We start from the raw sequence: 23,313 nt of genomic DNA on the forward strand, positions 1-23,313 counted from the left end.
GTTTCCATGATTTCGATCCTGCGACGTGGCCTGCTGGTCCTGCTGGCGGCCTTTCCCCTGCTGACATTCGCAGCGCCCGGGCAGTCTCCGCACGATGTGGTGCAGGGCACGACCAATGAATTGCTGGGTGACCTCAAGTCCAACAAGGAGCAGTACAAGTCCAACCCGCAGGCCTTCTACGAGGCGCTCAACCGCATCCTTGGCCCGGTGGTCGATGCCGACGGTATTTCGAAAAGCATCATGACCGTGAAGTACTCGCGCAAGGCCACGCCTGAGCAGATGCAGCGCTTCCAGGAAAACTTCAAGCGCAGCCTGATGCAGTTCTATGGCAACGCCCTGCTGGAATACAACAACCAAGGCATTACCGTCGACCCGGCCAAAGCCGATGACGGCAAGCGCGCCAGCGTCGGCATGAAGGTGACTGGCAATAACGGTGCCGTCTACCCGGTGCAGTACACCATGGAAAACCTGGGTGGCGAGTGGAAGGTACGCAACGTCATCGTCAACGGTATCAACATCGGCAAGCTGTTCCGCGACCAGTTCGCCGACGCCATGCAGCGTAACGGCAACAATCTGGACAAGACCATCGACGGCTGGGCCGGCGAAGTGGCCAAGGCCAAGCAGACTGCCGACACTTCGTCTGACAAGGCTGTGCAATGAGCGAGGGCGGCGTGAACATGGCCGAACCGGGCGTGTTGCGCCTGGTCGGTGTGCTGGACTACCGCAGCGGCCCGGCCTTGCGCAAGCAAGGCAAGGCGCTGGTCGAAGCTTCCCGCGAGCCCCGCCTGATAATCGATTGCACGGCGGTGGAGAAGTCTTCCAGTGTCGGGCTGTCGCTGCTGCTGGCGTTCATCCGCGATGGCCAGGCCGGCGGCAAGGCATGCGAGGTCCGCGGGATGCCCGACGACATGCGGGAAATTGCCGAGGTCTATGACCTCGATGAAGTGCTGGCGGGCTGATGGCTTGCCACTGATGGAGGCCCCTCGGTCAGCGCACGCCCTCGGTGGGCTTCGCAGGCGAGGGGCTTTTTTGTATGATGGCCGACCCGTGCGCATCGGGCGCCGATTGAGGTTGAGCATGCAGGCTGTAGAAGTTAAGAGCTTCCTTGAAGAAAAATTGCCGGGATCCCGGGTCGAAGTTGAAGGCGAAGGCTGCAACTTCCAGTTGAACGTGATCAGCGACGAGTTGGCTGGCCTGAGCCCGGTCAAGCGTCAGCAGGCGATCTATGCTCACCTTAATCCCTGGATCGCCAACGGTAGCATCCATGCGGTAACCATGAAATTTTTCAGCAGCGCAGCCTGGGCTGAGCGCACCTGAGCCAACTTGGCGGCGAGACTCCAATGGACAAACTGATTATTACTGGCGGCGCTCGCCTTGACGGCGAGATCCGCATTTCGGGCGCGAAGAACGCGGCCCTGCCGATTCTGGCAGCGACCCTGCTGGCTGACGGCCCGGTCACCGTGGGCAACCTGCCACACCTGCACGACATCACCACCATGATCGAGCTGTTCGGCCGCATGGGCATCGAGCCTGTGATCGACGAAAAGCTGGCGGTGGAAATCGACCCACGCACCATCAAGACCCTGGTCGCACCTTACGAGCTGGTCAAGACCATGCGCGCCTCGATCCTGGTGCTTGGCCCGATGGTTGCCCGTTTCGGCGAGGCCGAAGTGGCCCTGCCAGGCGGCTGCGCCATTGGTTCGCGCCCGGTCGACCTGCACATCCGCGGCCTGGAAGCCATGGGTGCAAAGATCGAAGTCGAAGGTGGCTATATCAAGGCCAAGGCACCTGAAGGCGGCCTGCGCGGTGCGCACTTCTTCTTCGATACCGTCAGCGTGACCGGTACCGAAAACATCATGATGGCGGCTGCCCTGGCCAAGGGCCGCAGCGTGCTGCAAAACGCCGCACGCGAGCCGGAAGTGGTCGACCTGGCCAACTTCATCAATGCCATGGGCGGCAACGTGCAAGGCGCGGGTACCGACACCATCACCATCGATGGCGTCGAGCGTTTGCACTCGGCCAGCTACCGCGTCATGCCCGACCGTATCGAGACCGGTACTTACCTGGTTGCCGCTGCCGTGACCGGTGGCCGCGTCAAGGTCAAGGACACCGACCCGACCATCCTTGAAGCCGTGCTGGAAAAACTCAAGGAAGCGGGTGCCGACCTGACCACCGGCGAGGACTGGATCGAGCTGAACATGCATGGCAAGCGGCCAAAAGCCGTCAACCTGCGTACCGCCCCGTACCCGGCGTTCCCGACCGACATGCAGGCACAGTTCATCTCGCTCAACGCCATTGCCGAAGGCACCGGCGCGGTCATCGAGACGATCTTCGAGAACCGCTTCATGCACGTGTACGAAATGCACCGCATGGGCGCGCATATCCAGGTCGAGGGCAACACCGCCATCGTCACGGGCGTGCCGGCACTCAAAGGTGCACCGGTCATGGCCACTGACCTGCGTGCTTCCGCCAGCCTGGTGCTGTCGGCGCTGGTCGCCGAAGGCGATACCTTGATCGATCGCATCTACCACATCGACCGTGGTTACGAATGCATCGAAGAGAAACTGCAGATGCTGGGTGCGAAGATCCGTCGCGTACCGGGCTAGTGCCTCGTCGGCGCAAGGATGCGCCCATTGAATTGAACACGGCCGGGTCGATGACCGGGTCGGTTGTAGCCGCTTAAGGACCGACGTTCCAATGTTGACCATCGCGCTTTCCAAAGGCCGCATCCTCGACGATACCCTGCCATTGCTGGCCGAGGCCGGTATCGTGCCGACCGAGAATCCGGACAAGAGCCGCAAGCTGATCATTCCAACCACCCAGGACGACGTGCGTCTGCTGATCGTGCGCGCCACCGACGTGCCGACCTATGTCGAGCATGGTGCCGCCGACCTCGGTGTGGCGGGCAAGGACGTGCTGATGGAGTACGGCGGCCAGGGCTTGTATGAGCCGCTGGACCTGCAGATCGCCCGCTGCAAGCTGATGACCGCAGGCGTGGTCGGTGCTCCCGAGCCCAAGGGCCGCTTGCGGGTTGCCACCAAGTTCGTCAACGTAGCCAAGCGCTACTATGCCGAGCAAGGCCGCCAGGTCGACATCATCAAACTGTACGGTTCGATGGAGCTGGCGCCGCTGATCAACCTCGCCGACAAGATCATCGACGTGGTCGACACCGGCAATACCCTGCGCGCCAATGGCCTGGAGCCTCAGGACCTGATCGCCACGATCAGCTCGCGCCTGGTGGTCAACAAGGCATCCATGAAGATGCAGCATGCCCGCATCCAGAGCCTGATCGACACCCTGCGTCACGCTGTCGAAACGCGACACCGCGGCTGACTCGAACGCGCGACCTCTGCTGTCGCGCCCGTCTATCCGCGTCATAGCCACTTTTCTCGGGTGCCCGCGCGGATGGACTGGTAGCCTAGGGCGCCTGAGCATTCGCTAATAATCGAGGCCCTCGCCATGACCGTGTCCACTGCAATTGCCCGTCTCAACGCCGCTGATCCGGATTTCGCCCGACATCTGGATCATCTGCTGAGCTGGGAAAGTGTGTCCGATGACGCGGTCAACCAGCGCGTGCTCGACATCATCAAGGCCGTGCGCGAGCGCGGCGATGCGGCGCTGGTGGAATTCACCCAGCGTTTCGATGGTGTAAGCGCTACGTCCATCAACGACCTGATCCTTGGGCGTGAACGTCTGGAACTGGCCCTGACCCGCATCACCGACGCCCAGCGTACCGCCCTGGAGAAGGCCGCCGAGCGCGTGCGTATCTACCACGAGCGGCAAAAGCAGGACTCCTGGCAGTACACCGAGGCCGACGGTACCGTATTGGGGCAGAAGGTTACCCCGCTCGATCGCGCCGGCTTGTATGTACCTGGCGGTAAAGCGTCCTATCCGTCGTCGGTACTGATGAACGCCATCCCGGCCAAGGTCGCGGGCGTGGCTGAAGTGGTCATGGTGGTGCCTACGCCGCGCGGTGAAGTCAACGAGCTGGTCCTGGCTGCAGCCTGCATTGCAGGTGTCGACCGCGTGTTCACCGTCGGTGGTGCCCAAGCGGTCGCGGCCCTGGCATATGGCACCGAGAGCGTGCCACAGGTAGACAAGATCGTCGGCCCAGGCAACATCTACGTGGCCACCGCCAAGCGTCACGTGTTTGGCCAGGTGGGTATCGACATGATTGCCGGCCCTTCGGAAATCCTCGTGGTGTGCGACGGCCAGACGGACCCCGACTGGATCGCCATGGACCTGTTCTCGCAGGCCGAGCACGACGAAGATGCCCAGGCCATTCTGGTCAGCCCGGATGCCGAATTCCTCGATCGCGTGGCTGCCAGCATCGACAAGCTGATGCCAACCATGGAGCGCGCCGAGATCATCGAGAAATCCATCAATGGCCGGGGCGCGTTGATCCAGGTGCGCGACATGCAGCAAGCCATCGAGGTGGCCAATCGCATTGCCCCCGAACACCTGGAGCTGTCGGTCGCCGATCCGCAGGCCTGGCTGGGGCAGATCCGTCACGCGGGCGCGATCTTCATGGGCCGTCACACCAGCGAAGCGCTCGGCGACTACTGCGCCGGCCCCAACCATGTGCTGCCGACTTCCGGTACCGCGCGTTTCTCGTCGCCACTGGGTGTTTATGACTTCCAGAAGCGTTCGTCGATCATCTTCTGCTCCGAGCAGGGTGCATCCGAGCTGGGCCACACTGCCTCGGTCCTGGCCCGTGGCGAGTCGCTGACCGCCCACGCCCGCAGCGCCGAATACCGTATCCTGACCCAAGACAAGGGGAACTGAGCATGAGTCGATTCTGGAGCCCCTTCGTCAAGGGCCTGGTGCCTTACGTCCCCGGGGAGCAGCCCAAGCTGGCCCGGTTGGTCAAGCTCAATACCAACGAAAACCCCTATGGCCCGTCGCCCAAGGCGCTGGAGGCCATGCGCGGCGAGCTGAACGACAACCTGCGGCTGTACCCGGACCCCAATGGTGACCGGCTCAAGCAGGCGGTAGCCGAGTATTACGGTGTAACCACTGGGCAGGTGTTCGTAGGCAACGGCTCGGACGAGGTGCTGGCGCACATTTTCCACGGCCTGTTCCAGCACGGCGGCCCGCTGTTGTTCCCGGACATCAGCTACAGCTTCTACCCGGTCTACTGCGGCCTGTATGGCATCCCGTTCGAGCCTGTGGCGCTGGATGAACAGTTCCAGATCCGTGTCGAGGACTACCAGAAGCCTAACGCCGGGATCATCTTCCCCAACCCGAATGCGCCGACCGGTTGCCTGTTGCCGCTGCAGGCAATCGAGCAGTTGTTGCAGGCCAACCGCGACTCGGTGGTGGTGGTCGATGAAGCCTATATCGACTTTGGTGGCCAGACGGCTATCAGCCTGGTGAACCGCTACGACAACCTGCTGGTGACCCAGACCCTGTCGAAGTCGCGCTCGCTGGCGGGCCTGCGGGTTGGCCTGGCGGTAGGGCACCCGGACCTCATCGAGGCGCTGGAGCGGATCAAGAACAGCTTCAACTCGTATCCACTGGACCGCATGGCGATCGTCGGTGCCGCTGCGGCATTCGAAGACCAGGCGTACTTCGAAGACACCTGCCGCAAGGTGATCGACAGCCGTGAGGCACTGGTGGAGCAGTTGACTGCCAAGGGTTTCGAGGTGCTGCCATCGGCGGCCAACTTCATCTTCGCCCGCCACCCGCAGGAGGATGCGGCGCAGCTGGCGGCACGTCTGCGTGAGCAAGGTGTGATTGTGCGCCACTTCAAGCAACAGCGGATTGCCCAGTTCCTGCGTATCACCATCGGTACGCCAGAAATGAACCAGGCGCTGATTGATGCGCTGAGCTGATATCCAGTGGGGCCGCATAGCGGCCCCACTGGTTTGGCCGGCGCGGTGATTTGATCTGCCCCCCACGCTGGCTTAACATACGCAAATTCGTCGGATGATTGGTTGATTAGGCATGGGCAGTGAATTGACCAAGCGATCCTTGGTAGAGCTCGCGGTGGAGCGCATGCGTGAGCGCATCCTCCAAGGTGACTGGCGGGTAGGGCAGCGCCTGCCCACCGAGCCGGAGCTGGCTTTGGAGTTGGGCATCAGCCGCAATACCGTGCGTGAGGCCATGCGCGTGCTGGCCTTCAGCGGCCTGGTGGAAATCCGCCAGGGAGACGGCAGTTACCTGCGTACTTGCCAGGACCCACTGCAGGCGGTGCAGGCAATGTCCCGCTGCACGCTGGAGCAGGCGAGGGAAACGCGGCACATCCTCGAAACCGAGGCGATAGGCCTGGCAGCACTGCGGCGTACCGATGACGACTTGCATGCCCTGCGCATCGCGCTAAAAGGCAGCGCCGAACATTTTCATGGTGATGTGGATGCTTATATCAGTTGCGACCTGGCGTTCCACCAACGCCTGATCGACGCTGCACACAACCCGGCGCTGAGCGAGTTGTACCGCTATTTCTCGGGTGTCGTGGCTGCCGCGTTGCAGCACAACATGGCCACTGTCCCGCGCTGTCAGGCCACTTTCGATCTGCATGGCCAGATCCTCGACGCCATCGAACAACGCGATCCGGAGCGGGCCAAGGGCCTGAGCCGGACCCTCATCGAATCCTGACCACGAGAAGGCCATGGCTGAACCAATGACCCGTGACACACCTGCCCGCGAGCGCGAGCTGGATGAACTGCTGATCGATGCCGAAGCCGATGATGCGCAAGTGCAGGCCCAGCCTGTGGTGCTGCAGCGGCCCTGGTTGCTGCTGTTGGGCCTGGTACTGGTCGCCCTGAACCTGCGCCCCGCGCTGTCGAGCATGGCCCCGGTACTTGGCCTGGTCAGTGAAAGCCTTGGCCTTAGTGCCTCTCAGGCGGGGCTGCTGACGACCTTGCCAGTGCTCTGCCTTGGGCTGTTCGCGCCGCTTGCACCGCTGCTTGCGCGGCGCTGGGGCAGCGAGCGGGTGATCGTCGGCATCTTGCTGACGCTGGCGCTGGGCATCGTTCTGCGCAGTGCTTGGGGGGCGACCGGGGTATTTCTTGGCAGCATCATGGCCGGTGCCAGCATTGGCATCATCGGTGTGCTGTTGCCTGGCATCGTCAAACGTGATTTTCCCAAGCATGCCGGCACCTTGACGGGGGTCTACACCATGGCCCTTTGCCTGGGCGCAGCCATGGCGGCAGGCGCCACCGTACCGCTGACCGAGCATTTGCACGGCAGTTGGGCTTTGGGCCTGGGTTTCTGGATGATCCCTGCATTACTGGCCATGCTGGTCTGGTTGCCCCAGGCGCGCCAGGGGCATGGCCTGCACAAGGTGGCTTACCGAGTGAGAGGGCTGTGGCGCGATCCACTGGCCTGGCAAGTGACTTTGTACATGGGGTTGCAGTCGTCGCTGGCGTATATCGTTTTCGGCTGGTTGCCGTCTATCCTCATTGGCCGTGGTCTGAGCCCGACCGAGGCGGGCCTAGTGCTCTCCGGCTCGGTGATCGTGCAACTGGTCAGCTCGCTGAGTGCACCCTGGCTGGCCACGCGGGGCAAAGACCAGCGGCTGGCAATCGTGCTGGTCATGCTCATTACCCTGGCCGGCCTGTTCGGCTGCCTGTATGCGCCGCTGTCTGGCCTGTGGGGCTGGGCGGTGCTGCTGGGCCTGGGGCAGGGCGGTACTTTTGCCTTGGCGCTGACGTTGATCGTGCTGCGTTCGAAAGACGCCCACGTGGCGGCCAACCTGTCGAGCATGGCCCAGGGCGTGGGTTACACCCTTGCCTCCATGGGCCCCTTTGCGGTGGGCTTGGTACATGACATGACGGGCGGCTGGGCCGCAGTGGGCTGGATCTTTGCCGTATTGGGTGTGGGGGCCATCGTGTTCGGCCTCGGGGCAGGGCGGGCGCTGCATGTCAAAGTCAGTAGCGAAAGGCTCTGAAGCCTGCATGGAGCCACCTGGCATTCATGTTGTAAATGGGCATGGCATTGCCTGTGCCCACGGATTATCGTGCAGCTTTCCATTCCCAGGACGGGCCTGCCCATGAGCGACGCCAACCGTGACCTGATCACCCGCTTCTATCAAGCTTTCCAGCGGCTGGACGCCGAAGCGATGGTGGCTTGCTACAGCGATGACATCGTCTTCAGTGACCCGGTTTTCGGTACCCTGCGCGGCCGTGATGCCGGTGACATGTGGCGTATGCTCACCACCCGCGCCAAGGACTTCTCGCTGACGTTCGACCAGGTCCGCGCAGACGAGCGCAGCGCCTGTGCACATTGGGTGGCGACCTACTTGTTCAGCCAGACCGGCCGTACCGTGGTCAACGATATCCAGGCGCGCTTCGTCATCCGCGACGGGTTGATCTGCCAGCATGACGACAGCTTCGACCTGTGGCGCTGGTCGCGTCAGGCGCTGGGTGCACCCGGTGTGTTGCTGGGGTGGTCGCCCATGCTGCAGAACAAGGTGCGCCAGCAGGCGTTCAAAGGGCTGCGTGCGTTCCAGCAGGCGAACTGAGCGGTTAAGCTGTCGGCTTTGCAGCCAGGCACAAGCATCGTGAGCGACGTATCCGAGAACCCCATCTGCAAACCTTGGTATGTCTACCTGGTGAGGGCTGCCAATGGTTCGCTGTACTGCGGCATCAGTGATGATCCGCAGCGGCGTTTCATGGCGCATCAGAAAGGGCAGGGGGCGCGTTATTTCAAGACCAGCCCGGCGCAGGCGCTGGTCTACGTCGAGCAATGGCCGGACAAGGGCGAGGCATTGCGCCAGGAGCGCCTGGTGAAGAAGTTGCGCAAGGCCGCGAAGGAGGCTTTGGTCGCCTCCTATGCCAGCGGTTGATCAGTCCTTGCGGCGCTTGAGCTGGTCTACCAGCTGCGTCGGCAGGCCTTTGATGATCAGTGTGCCCGCCACCTCGTCATATTCCACCTTGTCCCCCAGCAGGTGCGCTTCGAAGCTGATCGACAGGCCTTCGGCGCGCCCGGTGAAGCGGCGGAACTGGTTGAGGGTGCGTTTGTCCGCCGGGATCTCTGGCGACAGGCCGTAGTCCTTGTTGCGGATGTGGTCGTAGAAGGCTTTAGGCCGGTCTTCGTCGATCAGGCTGGACAGCTCTTCCAAGGTTACCGGCTCGCCCAGTTTGGTCTGGGTGGTAGCGTAGTCGACCAGGGTCTGGGTCTTTTCGCGTGCGGCTTCTTCTGGCAGGTCCTCGCTTTCAACGAAGTCGCTGAAGGCTTTGAGCAGGGTGCGGGTTTCGCCTGGGCCGTCGACGCCTTCCTGGCAGCCGATGAAGTCGCGGAAGTAATCCGAAACCTTCTTGCCATTCTTGCCCTTGATGAACGAGATGTACTGCTTGGAGTTCTGGTTGTTCTTCCACTCCGACAGGTTTATACGTGCCGCCAGGTGCAACTGGCCGAGGTCCAGGTGACGCGAGGGCGTCACATCCAGTTCGGCGTTCACCGCCACGCCTTCGCTGTGGTGCAGCAGGGCGATGGCCAGGTAGTCGGTCATGCCTTGCTGGTAGTGGGCGAAAAGGATGTGGCCGCCGGTGGACAGGTTGGATTCTTCCATCAGCTTTTGCAGATGCTCGACGGCAACGCGGCTGAAGGCGGCAAAGTCCTTTTCCTGTTCCAGGTACTGCTTGAGCCAGCCGCTCAGCGGGTAGGCGCCGGATTCACCGTGAAAGAAGCCCCAGGCTTTGCCCTGCTTGGCGTTGTAGCTGTCGTTGAGGTCGGCCAGCAGGTTTTCGATAGCGTCCGATGCACCCAGCTCGGTATCCCGTGCGTGGAGCACGGCGGGGCTGCCATCGGGCTTCTTGTCGATCAGGTGAACGATGCAATGACGGATTGGCATGGAATTCTCGGTCAGTCGTGGGCGGCCAGGCGCCGCGCTGCAAAAGTCGTCAAGTTTACCCCAGACGACAGGTGATGCAGTGGCCGGATGTTGGCAGAAATGCCGGTTGTTGTTTTTTTGTTCAATTTTTTGCGAATTTGGCTAAAACCCCCGAAAAACCTGCACTAAATTGAAGCGGGCAGCGGATATTTATCCATTCCTGTGGTAGCTTTGCGCGGTCTTGCGCACCTCGGGTGGCGCATTGCTGGCAGCGCGCTCGTTCCGTGTCGAACCAAACGCCGATTTACGCATCTACATGCCCGATTGGCGCGGCCCTCCAAACTTCAGGGGCTGGCCCGATAACGTCGTAGAGCGCTGCATAACCACTGAATTTGATAGGGAAGGAACACCACCATGGCATTGACCAAAGACCAACTGATTGCCGATATCGCCGAGTCGATCGCTCAGCCGAAAGCCACCGCCAAAAACGCTCTGGAGCAACTGGGCCAGATCGTTGCCGACCAGCTGGAAAACGGCGCTGAAATCACCCTGCCAGGCATCGGCAAGCTGAAAGTCTCCGAGCGTCCTGCCCGTACCGGCCGCAACCCTTCGACTGGCGCCGCCATCGAAATCGCTGCCAAGAAAGTCGTCAAGTTCGTGCCGGCCAAGTCGCTGACCGACGCTATCAACAAGTAATTCGTTGATGCATTGACCAAACCGCGCCCGGCTTGCCCGGGCGCGGTTTTTTCATGCCTGTGATTTGCGTCGCTCGTTCCAGGCCTGGCGTTGGCCATGGTCGTGGAAGCTCCATGCGACCATACGGCTCTGTTTCTGCCCCTGGCCCATCTCAACGATCCGTACGGCCTTGGCGCCGGCCTTTTTCAGCGCCGCTTCGATGCCGGGCAGGTTGCCGGCCTTGGACACCAGGCTGGTGAACCACAGCACTTGCAAAGCGTACTGCACGCTTTCGCCAACCAGCTGGCTGACGAAGCGGATCTCGCCACCTTCACACCACAGCTCGTTGTTCTGCCCGCCGAAGTTGAGCACGGGCAGCTTGCGCTTGGGGTCCTGTTTGCCGAGGTTCTTCCACTTGCGCTGGCTGCCACGGGTGGCTTCCTCGCGTGAGGCGTGGAAGGGCGGGTTGCACAAGGTCAGGTCGAAGCGTTCGTCTTCCTCGAGCAGGCTGCCGAGAATGAGCTTGGCGTTGTTCTGCTGACGTAGTGCGATGGCTTTGCTCAGGTTGTTGGCCTGGACGATCGCCTTGGCCGAGGCCAGTGCCACCGGGTCGATGTCCGAGCCGAGGAAGCGCCAGCGGTAATCGCTGTGGCCGAGCAGCGGGTAGATGCAGTTGGCACCCACGCCAATGTCCAGGGCGCGCACCTGAGCGCCTTTGGGCACTTCGCCAGCGTTGTCCTCGGCCAACAGGTCGGCGGCGACGTGGATATAGTCGGCGCGGCCGGGTATCGGCGGGCACAGGTAATCGGCGGGAATGTCCCAGTGCTGGATGCCGTACTGGGCCTTGAGCAAGGCGCGGTTGAACACCCGCACGGCTTCGGGGTTGGCGAAGTCGATGCTGGGTTTGCCGTGGGGGTTGGTGATGGTGAAACGGGCCAGGTCCGGGTGGGCCTTGATCAGGCTGGGGAAGTCGTAGCGCCCCTGATGGCGGTTGCGCGGGTGCAGGGTGGGTTTCTGGGTCATGCTTGAATCCAAATGGGCATCGCTGGCCTGGGGCCGCTGTGCGGCCCTTTCGCGACACAAGGCCGCTCCTACAGGAAGCGGTGCCGTTGAATCCGGCATCGAATCTGTAGGGGCGGCCCTGTGTCGCGATCGGGGGCGAAGCCCCCGCCGGTCAGTCAGCGATGTAACTGTTACAGCGCAGCGATCCGCGCATGCTGCTCGGTGAAGTTGGCCAGGGCCTGCTCGGACTCGGCCAGCTTGGCGCGCTCCTTCTCGATCACCGCAGGCGGTGCCTTGTCGACGAAGGCGGCGTTCGACAGCTTGCCGCCGACGCGTTGCACTTCACCTTGCAGGCGCTGGATTTCCTTGTTCAGGCGAGCCAGCTCGGCGTCCTTGTCGATCAGGCCGGCCATCGGCACCAGCACCTGCAGATCGCCCACCAGTGCGGTGGCCGACAGCGGCGCTTCGTCGGCCTCGCCGAGCACGGTGAACGACTCGACCTTGGCCAGCTTCTTGAGCAGGGCTTCGTTTTCCTGCAGGCGGCGCTGGTCGTCGGCGTTGGCGTTCTTCAGGAACAGTGGCAGGGGCTTGCCCGGGCCGATGTTCATTTCGGCGCGGATGTTACGCAGGCCGACCATCAGCTCCTTGAGCCATTCGATATCGCCTTCGGCGGCGGTATCGATGCGGCTTTCGTTGGCCACTGGCCACGGCTGCAGCATGATGGTCTTGCCGTCGATGCCTGCCAGCGGCGCGATGCGCTGCCAGATTTCTTCGGTGATGAACGGCATGAACGGATGAGCCAGGCGCAGCGCCACTTCCAGCACGCGCACCAGGGTGCGACGGGTGCCGCGGGCGCGCTCTACCGGAGCGTTTTCGTCCCACAGTACCGGCTTGGACAGTTCCAGATACCAGTCGCAGTACTGGTTCCAGATGAACTCGTACAGGGCCTGGCTGGCCAGGTCGAAACGGAACTGCTCGAGCTGGCGGGTCACTTCGGCTTCGGTGCGCTGCAGCTGCGAGATGATCCAGCGGTCGGCCAGCGACAGTTCATAGGCTTCGCCGTTCTGGCCGCAGTCCTCGCCTTTGTCCAGCACATAGCGGGCGGCGTTCCAGATCTTGTTGCAGAAGTTGCGATAGCCTTCGACGCGGCCCATGTCGAACTTGATGTCGCGGCCAGTGGAGGCCAGCGAGCAGAAGGTGAAGCGCAGGGCGTCGGTGCCGTAGCTGGCAATGCCTTCCGGGAACTCGGCCTTGGTCTGCTTGGCGATTTTCTCGGCCAGCTTGGGCTGCATCATGCCGCTGGTGCGTTTTTCCAGCAGGGCGTCCAGGGTGATGCCGTCAACGATGTCCAGCGGGTCGAGCACGTTGCCCTTGGACTTGGACATCTTCTGGCCCTGGCCGTCACGTACCAGCCCGTGCACGTACACGGTCTTGAACGGGACCTGCGGCGTGCCATCCTCGTTCTTGATCAGGTGCATGGTCAGCATGATCATCCGGGCAACCCAGAAGAAGATGATGTCAAAGCCTGTGACCAGCACGTCGGTGGAGTGGAATTTCTTGAGGAATTCGGTCTGCTCCGGCCAGCCGAGGGTGGAGAAGGTCCACAGCCCCGAGCTGAACCAGGTGTCGAGCACGTCGTCGTCCTGGCGCAGTACCACGTCGGCGCCCAGGTCGTGCTTGGCGCGCACTTCGGCTTCGTTGCGGCCGACATAGACCTGGCCGGCCTCGTCGTACCACGCCGGGATCCGGTGGCCCCACCACAGCTGACGGCTGATGCACCAATCCTGGATGTCGCGCATCCAGGAGAAGTACATGTTTTCGTACTGCTTGGGCACGAACTGGATGCGGCCATCTTCAACGGCGGCAATCGCAGGTTCGGCCAGCGGCTTGGTGGAAACGTACCACTGGTCGGTCAGCCATGGCTCGATGATGGTGCCGGAGCGGTCGCCCTTTGGTACTTTCAAAGCGTGGTCGTCGATGCTGACCAGCAGCCCCTGAGCGTCCAGGTCGGCGACGATCTGCTTGCGCGCGACGAAACGGTCGAGGCCGGCGTACTGGGCGGGCAGGCGGGTGTCCGCTTGCTCATTGACGCTGCCGTCGAGGTTGAATGCCTGGGCGGCGGGCAGCACCAAGGCGTTCTTGTCGAAGATGTTGAGCAGCGGCAGGTTGTGGCGCTTGCCCACTTCATAGTCATTGAAGTCATGGGCCGGGGTGATCTTCACGCAGCCGGTGCCGAACTCGGGGTCGCAGTAGTCATCGGCGATGATCGGGATGCGACGGCCGACCAGCGGCAGCTCGACGAACTTGCCGATCAGTGCCTGGTAGCGCTCATCGTTCGGGTTGACCGCTACCGCAGCGTCACCCAGCAGGGTTTCCGGGCGGGTGGTGGCAACCACCAGGTAATCCTGGCCGTCGGCAGTTCTGGCACCGTCGGCCAGCGGGTAACGCAGGTTCCACAGGTGGCCTTTCTCGTCATGGTTTTCCACTTCGAGGTCGGAGATGGCCGTGTGCAGCTTGGTGTCCCAGTTGACCAAGCGCTTGCCACGGTAGATCAGGCCGTCTTCGTGCAGGCGCACGAAGGCTTCCTTGACCGCTTCGGACAGGCCGTCATCCATGGTGAAGCGTTCGCGGCTCCAGTCTACCGACGAGCCCAGGCGACGGATCTGCCGGCTGATGTTGCCGCCAGACTGCTCTTTCCATTCCCAGACCTTGCCCAGGAAGGCGTCACGGCCAAGGTCGTGACGGTTCTGGCCCTTGGCTTCGAGCTGGCGCTCGACCAGCATCTGGGTGGCGATACCGGCGTGGTCGGTACCCGGCTGCCACAAGGTGTCGCGGCCCTGCATGCGACGGAAACGGATCAGGGCGTCCATGATCGCGTTGTTGAAACCGTGGCCCATGTGCAGGCTGCCCGTCACGTTCGGTGGCGGGATCATGATGGTGTAGGACTCACCTGCACCTTGTGGAGCGAAATAGTTTTCGGACTCCCAGGTGTTGTACCAGGAAGTTTCGATGGCGTGCGGCTGGTAGGTCTTATCCATGCGCGGCGGGACCCTGTGCATTTATTCGGGAAAGCCGGGAAGTATAACGGAGCTGCGAGCTTCAAGCGACAAGCTGCAAGACCTATGGGCACTCTTCGCGGGGTAAATCCGCGAAGAGTGCGCCGCGTTTGTCAGGCTTATTCAGAACGCTTGATCAGCCGCTCGATACGCGCATCGAGCCGGCGCTTGATCTCGGTTTCGATATGCGGGGTGAAGTCGTTGATCACGTCCTGCATGATCAATTGCGCTGCGGCGCGTAGCTCGGCCTCCAGGTGCAGCAGTGTGTCCTGGCGGCGGGTCTGCGGGTCTTCTTCGGGTTCTGCTTCGGCGGGTGCGGCAGCCGGTTCAGGTGCTGGCAGGGTGTTGCCGGCCGGGGTGTCGAGCAGCAGCGGAATCTGCTCCACCGTCTCGGTGAGCAGCGGTGGTTGCAGGTCGGCGTCGCCCAGCAACTGGCGAATCGACTCGAGGTCGTCAAGCAGATGGGCGGAATCGGGCAGGGCGGAAGGCTTGTCCATCGTCGTCAAAGTCGCTGTAAGCGGTGGTCTTGCAGAGCATAGCCCTGTTCGCGGTAGAAACGGAATCGTTCGCGGGCCGATTGGCGGATATCCGCTTGCTCGACAACGATTTCGGCAACCCGCTCGAATTGCCCGACAAAGCCGGGCACATCAGCGCCCAGGTTTATCAGAAGGTCCCGATGCTCGCCGGCGTTGTCGGCCAAGCCCAAGGCCACTGTGGCGTCGGCATGTGCCTCCGCCAGGTCGTGGGGTACGAACGCTTCGCCCTTGAAACGCCACAGGCGTTGGTCCAGCTCGCTGCGCTGCTCGGCGTCCTGGCAATGCAGGTAGACCCGGTGGCCAAGGCGCCAGGCCTTTTCGCACAGCTTGCAGGCGAAATCCAGCCGTGCCGACAGCGAGTCGGTGGGCAGGATGTAGAAATCGACTTTACTCATGGTTCGCTCTGCCGGCCGGTGACGCCTTGGGGCATCACCGGCCTCACGGCATCAGGCGCTGGCGCGGTCGAGCAGGTACTGGGTCAGCAGCGGAACCGGGCGGCCGGTGGCGCCCTTGTCCTTGCCCCCGCTGACCCAGGCGGTGCCGGCGATGTCCAGGTGCGCCCAGTTGTAGGCTTTGGCGAACCGCGACAGGAAGCAGGCGGCGGTGATGGTGCCGGCCTTCGGCCCACCGATGTTGGCGATGTCGGCGAACGGGCTGTCCAGCTGCTCCTGGTACTCATCGAACAGCGGCAGCTGCCAGGCGCGGTCGTCGGCGCGCTTGCCGGCGTCGAGCAACTGGCCGATCAGCTCGTCGTTGTTGCCCAGCAGGCCTGCGGTGTGGCTGCCCAGGGCAACGATGCAAGCGCCGGTCAGGGTCGCGATGTCGATCACCGCTTGTGGCTTGAAACGTTCGGCGTAGGTCAGTGCATCGCACAGCACCAGGCGGCCTTCGGCGTCGGTGTTGAGGATTTCAACGGTCTGCCCGCTCATGGTGGTGACGATGTCGCCCGGCCGGGTGGCGTTGCCGCTCGGCATGTTCTCGGCGCAGGCCAGGATGCATACCAGGTTGATCGGCAGCTTCAGTTCAAGTACGGCGCGCAGGGTGCCGAACACGCTGGCGGCGCCGCACATGTCGTACTTCATCTCGTCCATGCCGGCACCGGGCTTGAGGCTGATGCCGCCGGTGTCGAAGGTGATGCCTTTACCGACCAGCACGAACGGTTTGTCGCTCTTCTTGGCGCCCTGGTATTGCAGGACGATCAGGCGTGGCGGCTGTTCGCTGCCCTGGCCGACCGCGTAGAACGCGCCCATGCCCAGGTCCTTGATCTTCTTCTCGTCGAACACTTCGACCTTGAGGCCTTTGTGAGCCTTGCCCAGCTCCTTGGCCTGCTCGGCCAGGTAGCTCGGGTGGCAGAGGTTCGGCGGCAGGTTGCCCAGGTCGCGGGTGAAGGCCATGCCGGTGGCGATGGCGGTGGCGTGGTGTGCCGCGCGCTCCACTTCGGCCAGGCCGGCCTTGTCGGCCAGCAGGGTGATCTTTTTCAGCGCGCGTGGCTCGGCTTTCTGGCTCTTGAAACGGTCGAACACGTATTCGCCATCGAGCAGGGTTTCGGCCAGCAGGCGGTATTTGCCGTAGTGGGCATCACGGTTGCTGACGGCGATGTCGTCCAGTGCCAGTACCGCGTCGCTGCCGTTGAGGCCTTTCAGCACGCCGGCAACGCTGGTGACCAGTTTGCGCCAGGCGCGGTCACCGAGGGCTTCGTCCTTGCCGCTGCCCACCAGCAGTACGCGCTCGGCCTTGAGGCCAGGCAGGTTTTGCAGCAGCAGCGTCTGGCCTGGCTTGCCGGCCAGGTCGCCACGCTTGAGCACGGCACTGATGGCACCGTCGGTGGCCAGGTCGACAGCTTTGGCAACGGCGCCGAGCTTGCGCCCTTCGCCGACCGGTACGACCAGGGTGGCGGTTTTTACGGATGCAGCAGCTACGCTTTTTACAACCAGTTCCATGTCAGGGTCCCCGAATGATCTGTGCAGTTGGCGCTTTGAGTTCTAGCGCTCTGGGCGGGCCTGGCCGCGTGGTCGCGGGCCAGTGGAAAAGCTGCCAGTTTGAGCCTGCGGCAAGCGTGCTGACAACCCCGTTGTCAGCCTTGATGCGCGGCCAAGTGACAGGCGCGGCCAATCACAGGATAATGCGCGCACTTTACAAGGAGGTTCGCCCCCGGCGAACCGGCATTGGTCTTGGCTGTCGTAAGCCTTTGTTTGGCAGTCCGCCCCTGACAACCCAGGAGTGTCTGGTTTGATCGTCTTTCGTTATCTCTCCCGCGAGGTCCTGGTGACCTTGAGCGCCGTCAGCGCAGTGCTGCTGGTGATCATCATGAGCGGGCGTTTCATCAAGTACCTGGCCCAGGCGGCCCAGGGCGTGCTCGACCCGAGCGTGCTGTTCCTGATCATGGGCTTCCGCCTGCCCGGTTTCTTGCAACTGATCCTGCCATTGGGGCTGTTCCTCGGCATCCTTCTGGCCTATGGCCGGCTGTATCTGGAAAGCGAGATGACCGTGCTGTCGGCCACCGGCATGAGCCAGCAACGCCTGCTCGGCCTGACCATGGCACCTGCAGCGCTGGTCGCCTTGCTGGTGGCCTGGCTGAGCCTGAGCCTGGCGCCACTGGGCGTTGCCCAGGTGCAGCAGATCATTGGCCAGCAGGATGCCCTGACCGAGTTCGATACCTTGGTGCCGGGCCGCTTCCAGACCCTGCGCGACGGTTCGCGGGTGACCTACACCGAGGAGCTGACCGATGATCGCAGCAACCTCACCGGTGTGTTCATCTCCGAGAAGCGCTTCAACCAGGACAAGACCAAGGACCGTGCACCGTCCGTGCTGGTAGCCGAAAAGGGCCATCAGGAAGTGCAGGCCGACGGCAATCGCTATCTGGTGTTGCAGAATGGCTACCGCTATGACGGCAACCCTGGCCAGGCCGATTACCGGGCGATCAAGTACGACACCTATGGCGTGCTGTTGCCCAAGCCTGAAGTCAGCGAGGAAGTGACCGAGCGTGAAGCCATTCCTACCTCCCAACTGATCGGCAATGCCGGGCTACGCGAACGTGCCGAGCTGCAATGGCGCATCTCCTTGCCGATCCTGGTATTCATCGTGACCCTGCTGGCAGTGCCGCTGTCCCGGGTCAATCCACGCCAGGGCCGCTTCCTCAAGCTGCTGCCGGCGATTCTTCTGTACATGGCCTACCTGACGATGCTGATTTCCGTACGTGGCGCTCTGGAGAAAGGCAAGCTGCCGATCGCCCTGGGCATGTGGTGGGTGCATGGCCTGTTCCTGCTCATCGGCCTGGGCCTGATGTACTGGGAGCCGCTACGGCTCAAGCGTGCCGCCCGTCGTGCGGAGGTGGCCCATGGTTAAGCTGGACCGCTACATCGGCCAGAGCGTGCTGATGGCCATCATGGCCGTACTGGGCATCATTCTGGGCCTGGCTTCGTTGTTCGCCTTCATCGACGAAATGAGCGACCTGAGCGATACCTATACCGTCATGGATGCTGGCTGGTTCACGCTTCTTACAGCGCCCCGCCGGCTCTACGACATGTTGCCGATGGCGGCACTGATCGGCTGCCTGATCGGCCTGGGCAGCCTGGCCAGCAGCAGCGAACTGACCATCATGCGTGCCGCCGGGGTTTCCATCGGGCGCATCGTCTGGGCGGTGATGAAGCCGATGCTGGTGCTGATGCTGGTCGGCCTGCTGATTGGCGAGTACGTGGCGCCAATCAGCGAGAACAAGGCCCAGGCCGACCGTTCCCTGGCCCAGGGCGGCGGTGAGGCGCAGAGCTCCAAGCGCGGCATGTGGCACCGCCAGGGTGATGAGTTCGTGCATATCAACTCGGTACAGCCCAATGGCCTGTTGCTGGGTGTGACCCGCTACCGCTTCGACGACGAGCGCAAGATCGTCACGTCGAGTTTCGCGCGCCGGGCGCGTTATGAGAGCGATCATTGGGTACTCAGCGATGTCAGCACCACCTACTTCCGTGGTGATCACACCGAAGTGGTGAAGAGCTCGGAAGAACGCTGGGATGTCTCGGTGACCCCACAACTGCTCAATACCGTGGTGCTGGCCCCGGAGTCGCTGTCGATCACCGGGCTGTGGGACTACATCCACTACCTGTCCGACCAGGGCCTGAACAATGCCCGTTACTGGTTGGCATTCTGGACCAAGGTGCTGCAGCCGGCGGTGACCGCGGCGTTGGTCCTGATGGCGATTTCGTTCATCTTCGGGCCGCTGCGTTCGGTGACCCTCGGCCAGCGTGTGTTCACTGGCGTACTGGTGGGCTTTGTGTTCCGTATTGCCGGCGACCTGCTTGGCCCTTCGAGCCAGGTGTTCGGCTTCCCGCCGCTGTTGGCGGTGGTGATCCCGGCCGGTGTGTGTGCACTGGCCGGCTTATGGTTGCTGCGTCGGGCGGGATGATGGCCTGATGACACGAGAAACCCGACCTCAGGGTTAATACCAGTCAGGTAATCGTTTTGCGGCCCATCGCCGGCAAACCGGCTCCCACAGGTACAGCGCAGACCTCAGCAATTGCGCGGTCCCAGTGGGAGCTGGCTTGCAGGCGATGGGCTGCAAAGCAGCCCTGACAACGCCAACTGACTGGCTTATTTCTTCTGTTTCGGTACCCGCACCAGCTGTGTCTGCGAATAAATGTCATGCCAGCCGCGCTTGCGCTTGTCGATCAGCGACCAGAAGAACCCCAGCCCCAGGCACAGCCATGAGGCGATCGACACCATAAAGCGCAGCAGCGCCTGCCACAGGCTGATTGCGCTGCCATCAAGGTTTTGCACGCGCACGCCCCATACCTGCATGCCCAGGGTCTGCCCGCCGTGGGTCCAGAACTTGGCAAAGAAACCGAACAGCGCAAACAGCAGGATCGTCGACAGCAGCGGGTCGCCGTCCAGCGCACCAGCCTCGGTCAGCTCGCGCATGCGTGCCTCGCCGATGATCGCCATCTGGATCATCTTGTAGGCCCCTGCGGTGACGATCAGCAGGGCCGTACACAACAGGAAGTCGTAGAACATCGCCGCCAGGCGCCGGCCCAGGCCGACCGGCGGAAAGTCACCTTGGGGTGAGAGCAGAGGCTTGGGCATGCAGGACAGCTCCGAATGGCGAAGCCGCCATTCTACGGGCAAAAAAAAACCCCTGCACTGGGCAGGGGCTTTCTTCGAAGTCGCGACCGGCTTAGCCGAGGACTTGAACCTTGTCAGCTTGCAGGCCTTTTTGGCCCTGAACTGCTTCGAAGGTAACCTTCTGGCCTTCTTTCAGGCTCTTGAAGCCGTTGCCCTCGATGGCACGGAAGTGCACGAACAGATCAGCACCGCTTTCTGGGGTGATGAAGCCGTAACCTTTCTCGTCATTGAACCACTTGACGGTACCGTTCTGACGCTCAGCCATTGTCTTATTTCCTATGAAGCTTAAATTTTAATGACAGTTACTTTCACGTTATCAAGAGTGAAAGAGTACTGGGCTGGGTTGCAGGAAAGTAAGTCACGTCCAACGGGTTGTAGCAGATTGCGGCTACTGGCCCAGGTCACGAACTGTTGCGACCCATGCAAACACAGTGCAATGACTCTACGCCAACTCCCGAGAAAAAAACAAGCCCTTGGTCAGCTGGAAAATCGGGCTTTTTTCGATAACTGAACAATTCATCGCAAACGGCATGGCGCCTGGCCTGGCGCCATGTTCATAAGTTATGGGGCAGGTTCGAAAACGAATAAGTCGACCTGCTCGCAAACCTCATGTACCGCGTTCAACCGCGATAGTAACGTTGCGCCACAAAAGGCGTTTTGCTGACTTTCAGGGCAACCTTCTTGCCGCGCACCAGGGCAAACAGCGGAGTGTCCAGCGCGCCATGTTCGATATCGACATAACCCATAGCAACCGGTGCGCCAAGTGTCGGGCCGAAGCCACCACTGCTGACTTTACCCACGGGCTTGTCAGCTGCATCGACAATCTCTGCGCCTTCACGCACGGGCGTACGTTCCTGTGGCAGCAGGCCAACACGCTTGCGGGCCACGCCGGCTTGCTGCTGGGCAAAGATCACCTCGGCCCCGGGGAAGCCGCCAGCGCGCGCACCGTCGGCGCGGCGGACCTTGGACACGGCCCAGAGCAGGCTGGCCTCGACCGGCGTGGTGGCGGTGTCCATGTCGTGGCCATACAGGCACAGGCCAGCTTCCAGGCGCAGAGAGTCGCGTGCGCCCAGGCCGATCGGCTGCACTTCAGGCTCGGCCAGCAGGCGTCTGGCCAGGGCTTCGGCAGCCTTGGCCGGTACCGAGATCTCATAACCGTCTTCGCCGGTGTACCCCGAACGGCTGACGAAGCAGTCTTCGCCCAGCAGGGTGACTGGGCGCAACTGCATGAAGGTCATGCCGGCCACTTCCGGGGCCAGGCGCGCGAGCACGGTGACTGCGGCCGGGCCTTGCAGGGCGAGCAGGGCACGTTCCTCGAACAGTGGCTGAATCTGGCAACGGTCACCGATATGCTGCTGCAGGTGGGCCAGATCCTGCTCCTTGCAGGCGGCGTTGACCACCAGGAACAGCGTGTCGTCGCCCAGGTTGGCAACCATCAGGTCGTCGAGGATGCCACCTTGCTCGTTGGTGAACATGGCATAGCGCTGCATGCCCACCGGCAGGTCGATGATATCCACTGGCACCAGGCTTTCCAGGGCTTGGGCGGCATCCTTGCCGCGCAGGATGATCTGGCCCATGTGCGAGACATCGAACAGGCCGGCCTGCTCACGGGTGTGCAGGTGCTCCTTGAGCACGCCCAGCGGGTACTGTACCGGCATGTCGAAGCCGGCGAATGGCACCATGCGCGCGCCCAGTTCCAGGTGCAGGGCGTGCAGCGGGGTCTTGTGCAGTGTTTCGGACATCGATGACTCCTTGGTTTGTTGTCGGGTCAACATTCAATGATGTTGACGGCCAGACCGCCGCGGGCGGTCTCCTTGTATTTGCTTTTCATGTCGGCGCCGGTCTGGCGCATGGTGCGGATGACCTTGTCGAGCGACACGTAGTGCTGCCCGTCGCCACGCAGGGCCATGCGCACCGCATTGATGGCCTTGACCGAGCCCATGGCGTTGCGCTCGATGCAGGGCACCTGTACCAGCCCACCGATCGGGTCGCAGGTCAGCCCCAGGTTGTGCTCCATGCCGATTTCGGCGGCGTTTTCCACCTGTTGCACGCTGCCGCCCATCACTTCGCACAAGGCGCCGGCTGCCATCGAGCAGGCCACCCCGACTTCGCCCTGGCAGCCGACCTCGGCCCCGGAGATCGAGGCGTTTTCCTTGTACAGGATGCCAATGGCTGCGGCAGTCAGTAGAAAGCGCACGACGCCGTCTTCACTGGCGCCGGGGACGAAGCGCATGTAGTAGTGCAGTACTGCCGGCACGATGCCTGCCGCACCGTTGGTCGGTGCAGTGACCACGCGCCCGCCGTAGGCATTTTCCTCGTTGACCGCCAAGGCATACAGGTTGACCCAGTCAAGTACCGACAACGCGTCGCGCAGGTTGGCCTCCGGGTGCTGGCTGAGTTGGCGGTACAGTGCCGGTGCCCGGCGTTTGACCTTGAGCCCGCCCGGCAGGATGCCCTCGTGCCGGTAGCCGGCTGCGACGCAATCCTGCATCACCTGCCAGATCCGCAGCAGACCCGCTCGGGTTTCGGCCTCGGGGCGCCAGGCCGCCTCGTTGGCCAGCATCACCTGGCTCACCGACAGCTGCTGCGCGGTGCAATGCCCGAGCAGTTGCTTGGCAGTCTTGAACGGGTAGGCGAGTACGGTGCTGTCCTCGACGATGCGGTCTTGCCCGGCGGCCTCTTCGTCGACCACGAAACCGCCGCCCACCGAGTAGTACTCCCGGCTGCGGATTTGCAGGCCGGCGGCATCGAAGGCGCGGAAGATCATGCCGTTGGGGTGGTATGCCAAAGGCTTGCGGATCATCGCCAGGTGCTGCTTCTCGACGAAGGCGATGGTGTGTTCACCGAGCAGGTGCAGGTGGCCGCTTTCACGGATTGCCTGCAGGCGGGCGGGAATGGCTTCGGTGTCGACGGTATCGGGGTGCTCGCCTTCCAGGCCAAGCAGTACCGCCTTGTCGCTGCCATGGCCTTTGCCCGTGGCACCCAGTGAGCCGTACAGCTCGGCCTTGACGCTGGCGGTGCTGACCAGCAGGCCGTCACGGCGCAAGCCTTCGGCGAAACGCGCGGCAGCGCGCATCGGGCCGACCGTGTGGGAGCTGGAAGGGCCGATGCCGATCTTGAACAGGTCGAAGACGCTCAGTGACATGGTGCTTGCTCC

24 protein-coding genes are annotated in these 23,313 nt (G+C 62.6%); 14 read left to right on the plus strand and 10 right to left on the minus strand.

Annotated features, from left to right (window positions below):
* Positions 1–6: 6 nt before the first annotated feature.
* The 11 genes from ACMGGN_RS01600 (at position 7) to ACMGGN_RS01650 (ending at position 8,788) form a co-directional block, all read left to right on the plus strand.
* Complete coding sequence (locus ACMGGN_RS01600; RefSeq protein ID WP_046784443.1) at positions 7–660, plus strand: phospholipid-binding protein MlaC; 654 nt, start codon at positions 7–9, stop codon at positions 658–660.
* Positions 657–959 (plus strand): lipid asymmetry maintenance protein MlaB, encoded by a 303-nt coding sequence (locus tag ACMGGN_RS01605; protein WP_039601751.1) that lies wholly within the window; start codon positions 657–659, stop codon positions 957–959. Before ACMGGN_RS01600 ends, ACMGGN_RS01605 begins: the two co-directional genes overlap by 4 nt.
* 118 nt (positions 960–1,077) lie before the next feature.
* On the plus strand, positions 1,078–1,317 hold the full coding sequence (locus tag ACMGGN_RS01610) for a BolA family protein (RefSeq protein WP_003255121.1): 240 nt from the start codon (positions 1,078–1,080) through the stop codon (positions 1,315–1,317).
* Positions 1,318–1,340: 23 nt separating this feature from the next.
* A complete protein-coding gene (murA, locus tag ACMGGN_RS01615) occupies positions 1,341–2,606 on the plus strand; it encodes a UDP-N-acetylglucosamine 1-carboxyvinyltransferase (RefSeq protein WP_012316064.1) in 1,266 nt (421 codons plus the stop codon).
* Between the two features lie 91 nt (positions 2,607–2,697).
* A complete protein-coding gene (hisG, locus tag ACMGGN_RS01620) occupies positions 2,698–3,333 on the plus strand; it encodes an ATP phosphoribosyltransferase (protein WP_046784442.1) in 636 nt (211 codons plus the stop codon).
* A gap of 126 nt (positions 3,334–3,459) precedes the next feature.
* Positions 3,460–4,785 (plus strand): histidinol dehydrogenase, encoded by a 1,326-nt coding sequence (hisD, locus tag ACMGGN_RS01625; RefSeq protein ID WP_046784441.1) that lies wholly within the window; start codon positions 3,460–3,462, stop codon positions 4,783–4,785.
* Between the two features lie 2 nt (positions 4,786–4,787).
* Positions 4,788–5,834: a histidinol-phosphate transaminase gene (gene hisC / locus ACMGGN_RS01630; protein WP_046784440.1), complete on the plus strand. Its 1,047-nt coding sequence runs from the start codon at positions 4,788–4,790 to the stop codon at positions 5,832–5,834.
* Positions 5,835–5,946: 112 nt separating this feature from the next.
* Positions 5,947–6,597 carry a FadR/GntR family transcriptional regulator gene (locus ACMGGN_RS01635; protein WP_115273948.1) on the plus strand — a complete coding sequence of 217 codons (651 nt, stop codon included), beginning with the start codon at positions 5,947–5,949 and terminating at the stop codon, positions 6,595–6,597.
* Positions 6,598–6,610: 13 nt separating this feature from the next.
* Complete coding sequence (locus ACMGGN_RS01640) at positions 6,611–7,891, plus strand: CynX/NimT family MFS transporter (protein ID WP_115273949.1); 1,281 nt, start codon at positions 6,611–6,613, stop codon at positions 7,889–7,891.
* Between the two features lie 102 nt (positions 7,892–7,993).
* Positions 7,994–8,464, plus strand: a complete 471-nt coding sequence (locus ACMGGN_RS01645) for a nuclear transport factor 2 family protein (protein WP_046784437.1) — start codon at positions 7,994–7,996, stop codon at positions 8,462–8,464.
* Between the two features lie 36 nt (positions 8,465–8,500).
* The gene (locus ACMGGN_RS01650; RefSeq protein ID WP_237859922.1) at positions 8,501–8,788 is read left to right on the plus strand and encodes a GIY-YIG nuclease family protein; all 288 of its coding nucleotides are present in this window, start codon (positions 8,501–8,503) and stop codon (positions 8,786–8,788) included.
* Here the strand turns inward: ACMGGN_RS01650 and yejK are convergent, their stop codons facing one another.
* Positions 8,789–9,796, minus strand: a complete 1,008-nt coding sequence (gene yejK, locus ACMGGN_RS01655) for a nucleoid-associated protein YejK (protein WP_012316056.1) — start codon at positions 9,794–9,796, stop codon at positions 8,789–8,791. It abuts the gene before it with no gap.
* 393 nt (positions 9,797–10,189) lie between these two features.
* Here yejK and ACMGGN_RS01660 point away from each other — a divergent pair, with 393 nt between their 5' ends.
* Positions 10,190–10,471 (plus strand): HU family DNA-binding protein, encoded by a 282-nt coding sequence (locus ACMGGN_RS01660; protein WP_012316055.1) that lies wholly within the window; start codon positions 10,190–10,192, stop codon positions 10,469–10,471.
* 51 nt (positions 10,472–10,522) lie between these two features.
* Here ACMGGN_RS01660 and rlmF read toward each other — a convergent pair whose 3' ends face one another.
* From rlmF to ACMGGN_RS01685, 5 genes are all read right to left on the minus strand, one after another.
* Entirely contained in the window at positions 10,523–11,473 is a 951-nt protein-coding gene (rlmF, locus tag ACMGGN_RS01665; RefSeq protein WP_119687726.1) for a 23S rRNA (adenine(1618)-N(6))-methyltransferase RlmF, read from the minus strand.
* Between the two features lie 170 nt (positions 11,474–11,643).
* Entirely contained in the window at positions 11,644–14,490 is a 2,847-nt protein-coding gene (locus tag ACMGGN_RS01670) for a valine--tRNA ligase (RefSeq protein ID WP_414156405.1), read from the minus strand.
* A 137-nt stretch (positions 14,491–14,627) separates the two neighbouring features.
* Entirely contained in the window at positions 14,628–15,005 is a 378-nt protein-coding gene (locus ACMGGN_RS01675; protein WP_012316052.1) for a hypothetical protein, read from the minus strand.
* Between the two features lie 5 nt (positions 15,006–15,010).
* Positions 15,011–15,439 (minus strand): DNA polymerase III subunit chi, encoded by a 429-nt coding sequence (locus ACMGGN_RS01680; RefSeq protein ID WP_012316051.1) that lies wholly within the window; start codon positions 15,437–15,439, stop codon positions 15,011–15,013.
* Positions 15,440–15,490: 51 nt separating this feature from the next.
* Positions 15,491–16,984: a leucyl aminopeptidase gene (locus ACMGGN_RS01685; RefSeq protein WP_046784433.1), complete on the minus strand. Its 1,494-nt coding sequence runs from the start codon at positions 16,982–16,984 to the stop codon at positions 15,491–15,493.
* A 289-nt stretch (positions 16,985–17,273) separates the two neighbouring features.
* Here ACMGGN_RS01685 and lptF point away from each other — a divergent pair, with 289 nt between their 5' ends.
* Both lptF and lptG read left to right on the plus strand, forming a co-directional pair.
* Positions 17,274–18,389: an LPS export ABC transporter permease LptF gene (lptF, locus tag ACMGGN_RS01690; RefSeq protein ID WP_012316049.1), complete on the plus strand. Its 1,116-nt coding sequence runs from the start codon at positions 17,274–17,276 to the stop codon at positions 18,387–18,389.
* Entirely contained in the window at positions 18,382–19,443 is a 1,062-nt protein-coding gene (gene lptG, locus ACMGGN_RS01695) for an LPS export ABC transporter permease LptG (RefSeq protein WP_251962492.1), read from the plus strand. The genes lptF and lptG overlap by 8 nt, the downstream gene beginning before the upstream one ends.
* A gap of 185 nt (positions 19,444–19,628) precedes the next feature.
* On the opposite strand, the gene ACMGGN_RS01700 is transcribed toward lptG, so the two are convergent.
* The 4 genes from ACMGGN_RS01700 to ACMGGN_RS01715 form a co-directional block, all read right to left on the minus strand.
* Positions 19,629–20,117, minus strand: a complete 489-nt coding sequence (locus ACMGGN_RS01700; protein WP_251962493.1) for an RDD family protein — start codon at positions 20,115–20,117, stop codon at positions 19,629–19,631.
* Between the two features lie 91 nt (positions 20,118–20,208).
* Positions 20,209–20,421, minus strand: a complete 213-nt coding sequence (locus tag ACMGGN_RS01705; protein ID WP_012316046.1) for a cold-shock protein — start codon at positions 20,419–20,421, stop codon at positions 20,209–20,211.
* Between the two features lie 355 nt (positions 20,422–20,776).
* Positions 20,777–21,898 carry a glycine cleavage system aminomethyltransferase GcvT gene (gene gcvT / locus ACMGGN_RS01710; protein ID WP_046784431.1) on the minus strand — a complete coding sequence of 374 codons (1,122 nt, stop codon included), beginning with the start codon at positions 21,896–21,898 and terminating at the stop codon, positions 20,777–20,779.
* A gap of 26 nt (positions 21,899–21,924) precedes the next feature.
* A complete protein-coding gene (locus tag ACMGGN_RS01715) occupies positions 21,925–23,301 on the minus strand; it encodes an L-serine ammonia-lyase (protein WP_115273954.1) in 1,377 nt (458 codons plus the stop codon).
* Positions 23,302–23,313 lie beyond the last annotated feature (12 nt).

The sequence above is a fragment of the Pseudomonas sp. BNK-30 genome (assembly GCF_047456185.1).
Classification (GTDB): Bacteria; Pseudomonadota; Gammaproteobacteria; order Pseudomonadales; family Pseudomonadaceae; genus Aquipseudomonas; species Aquipseudomonas putida_E.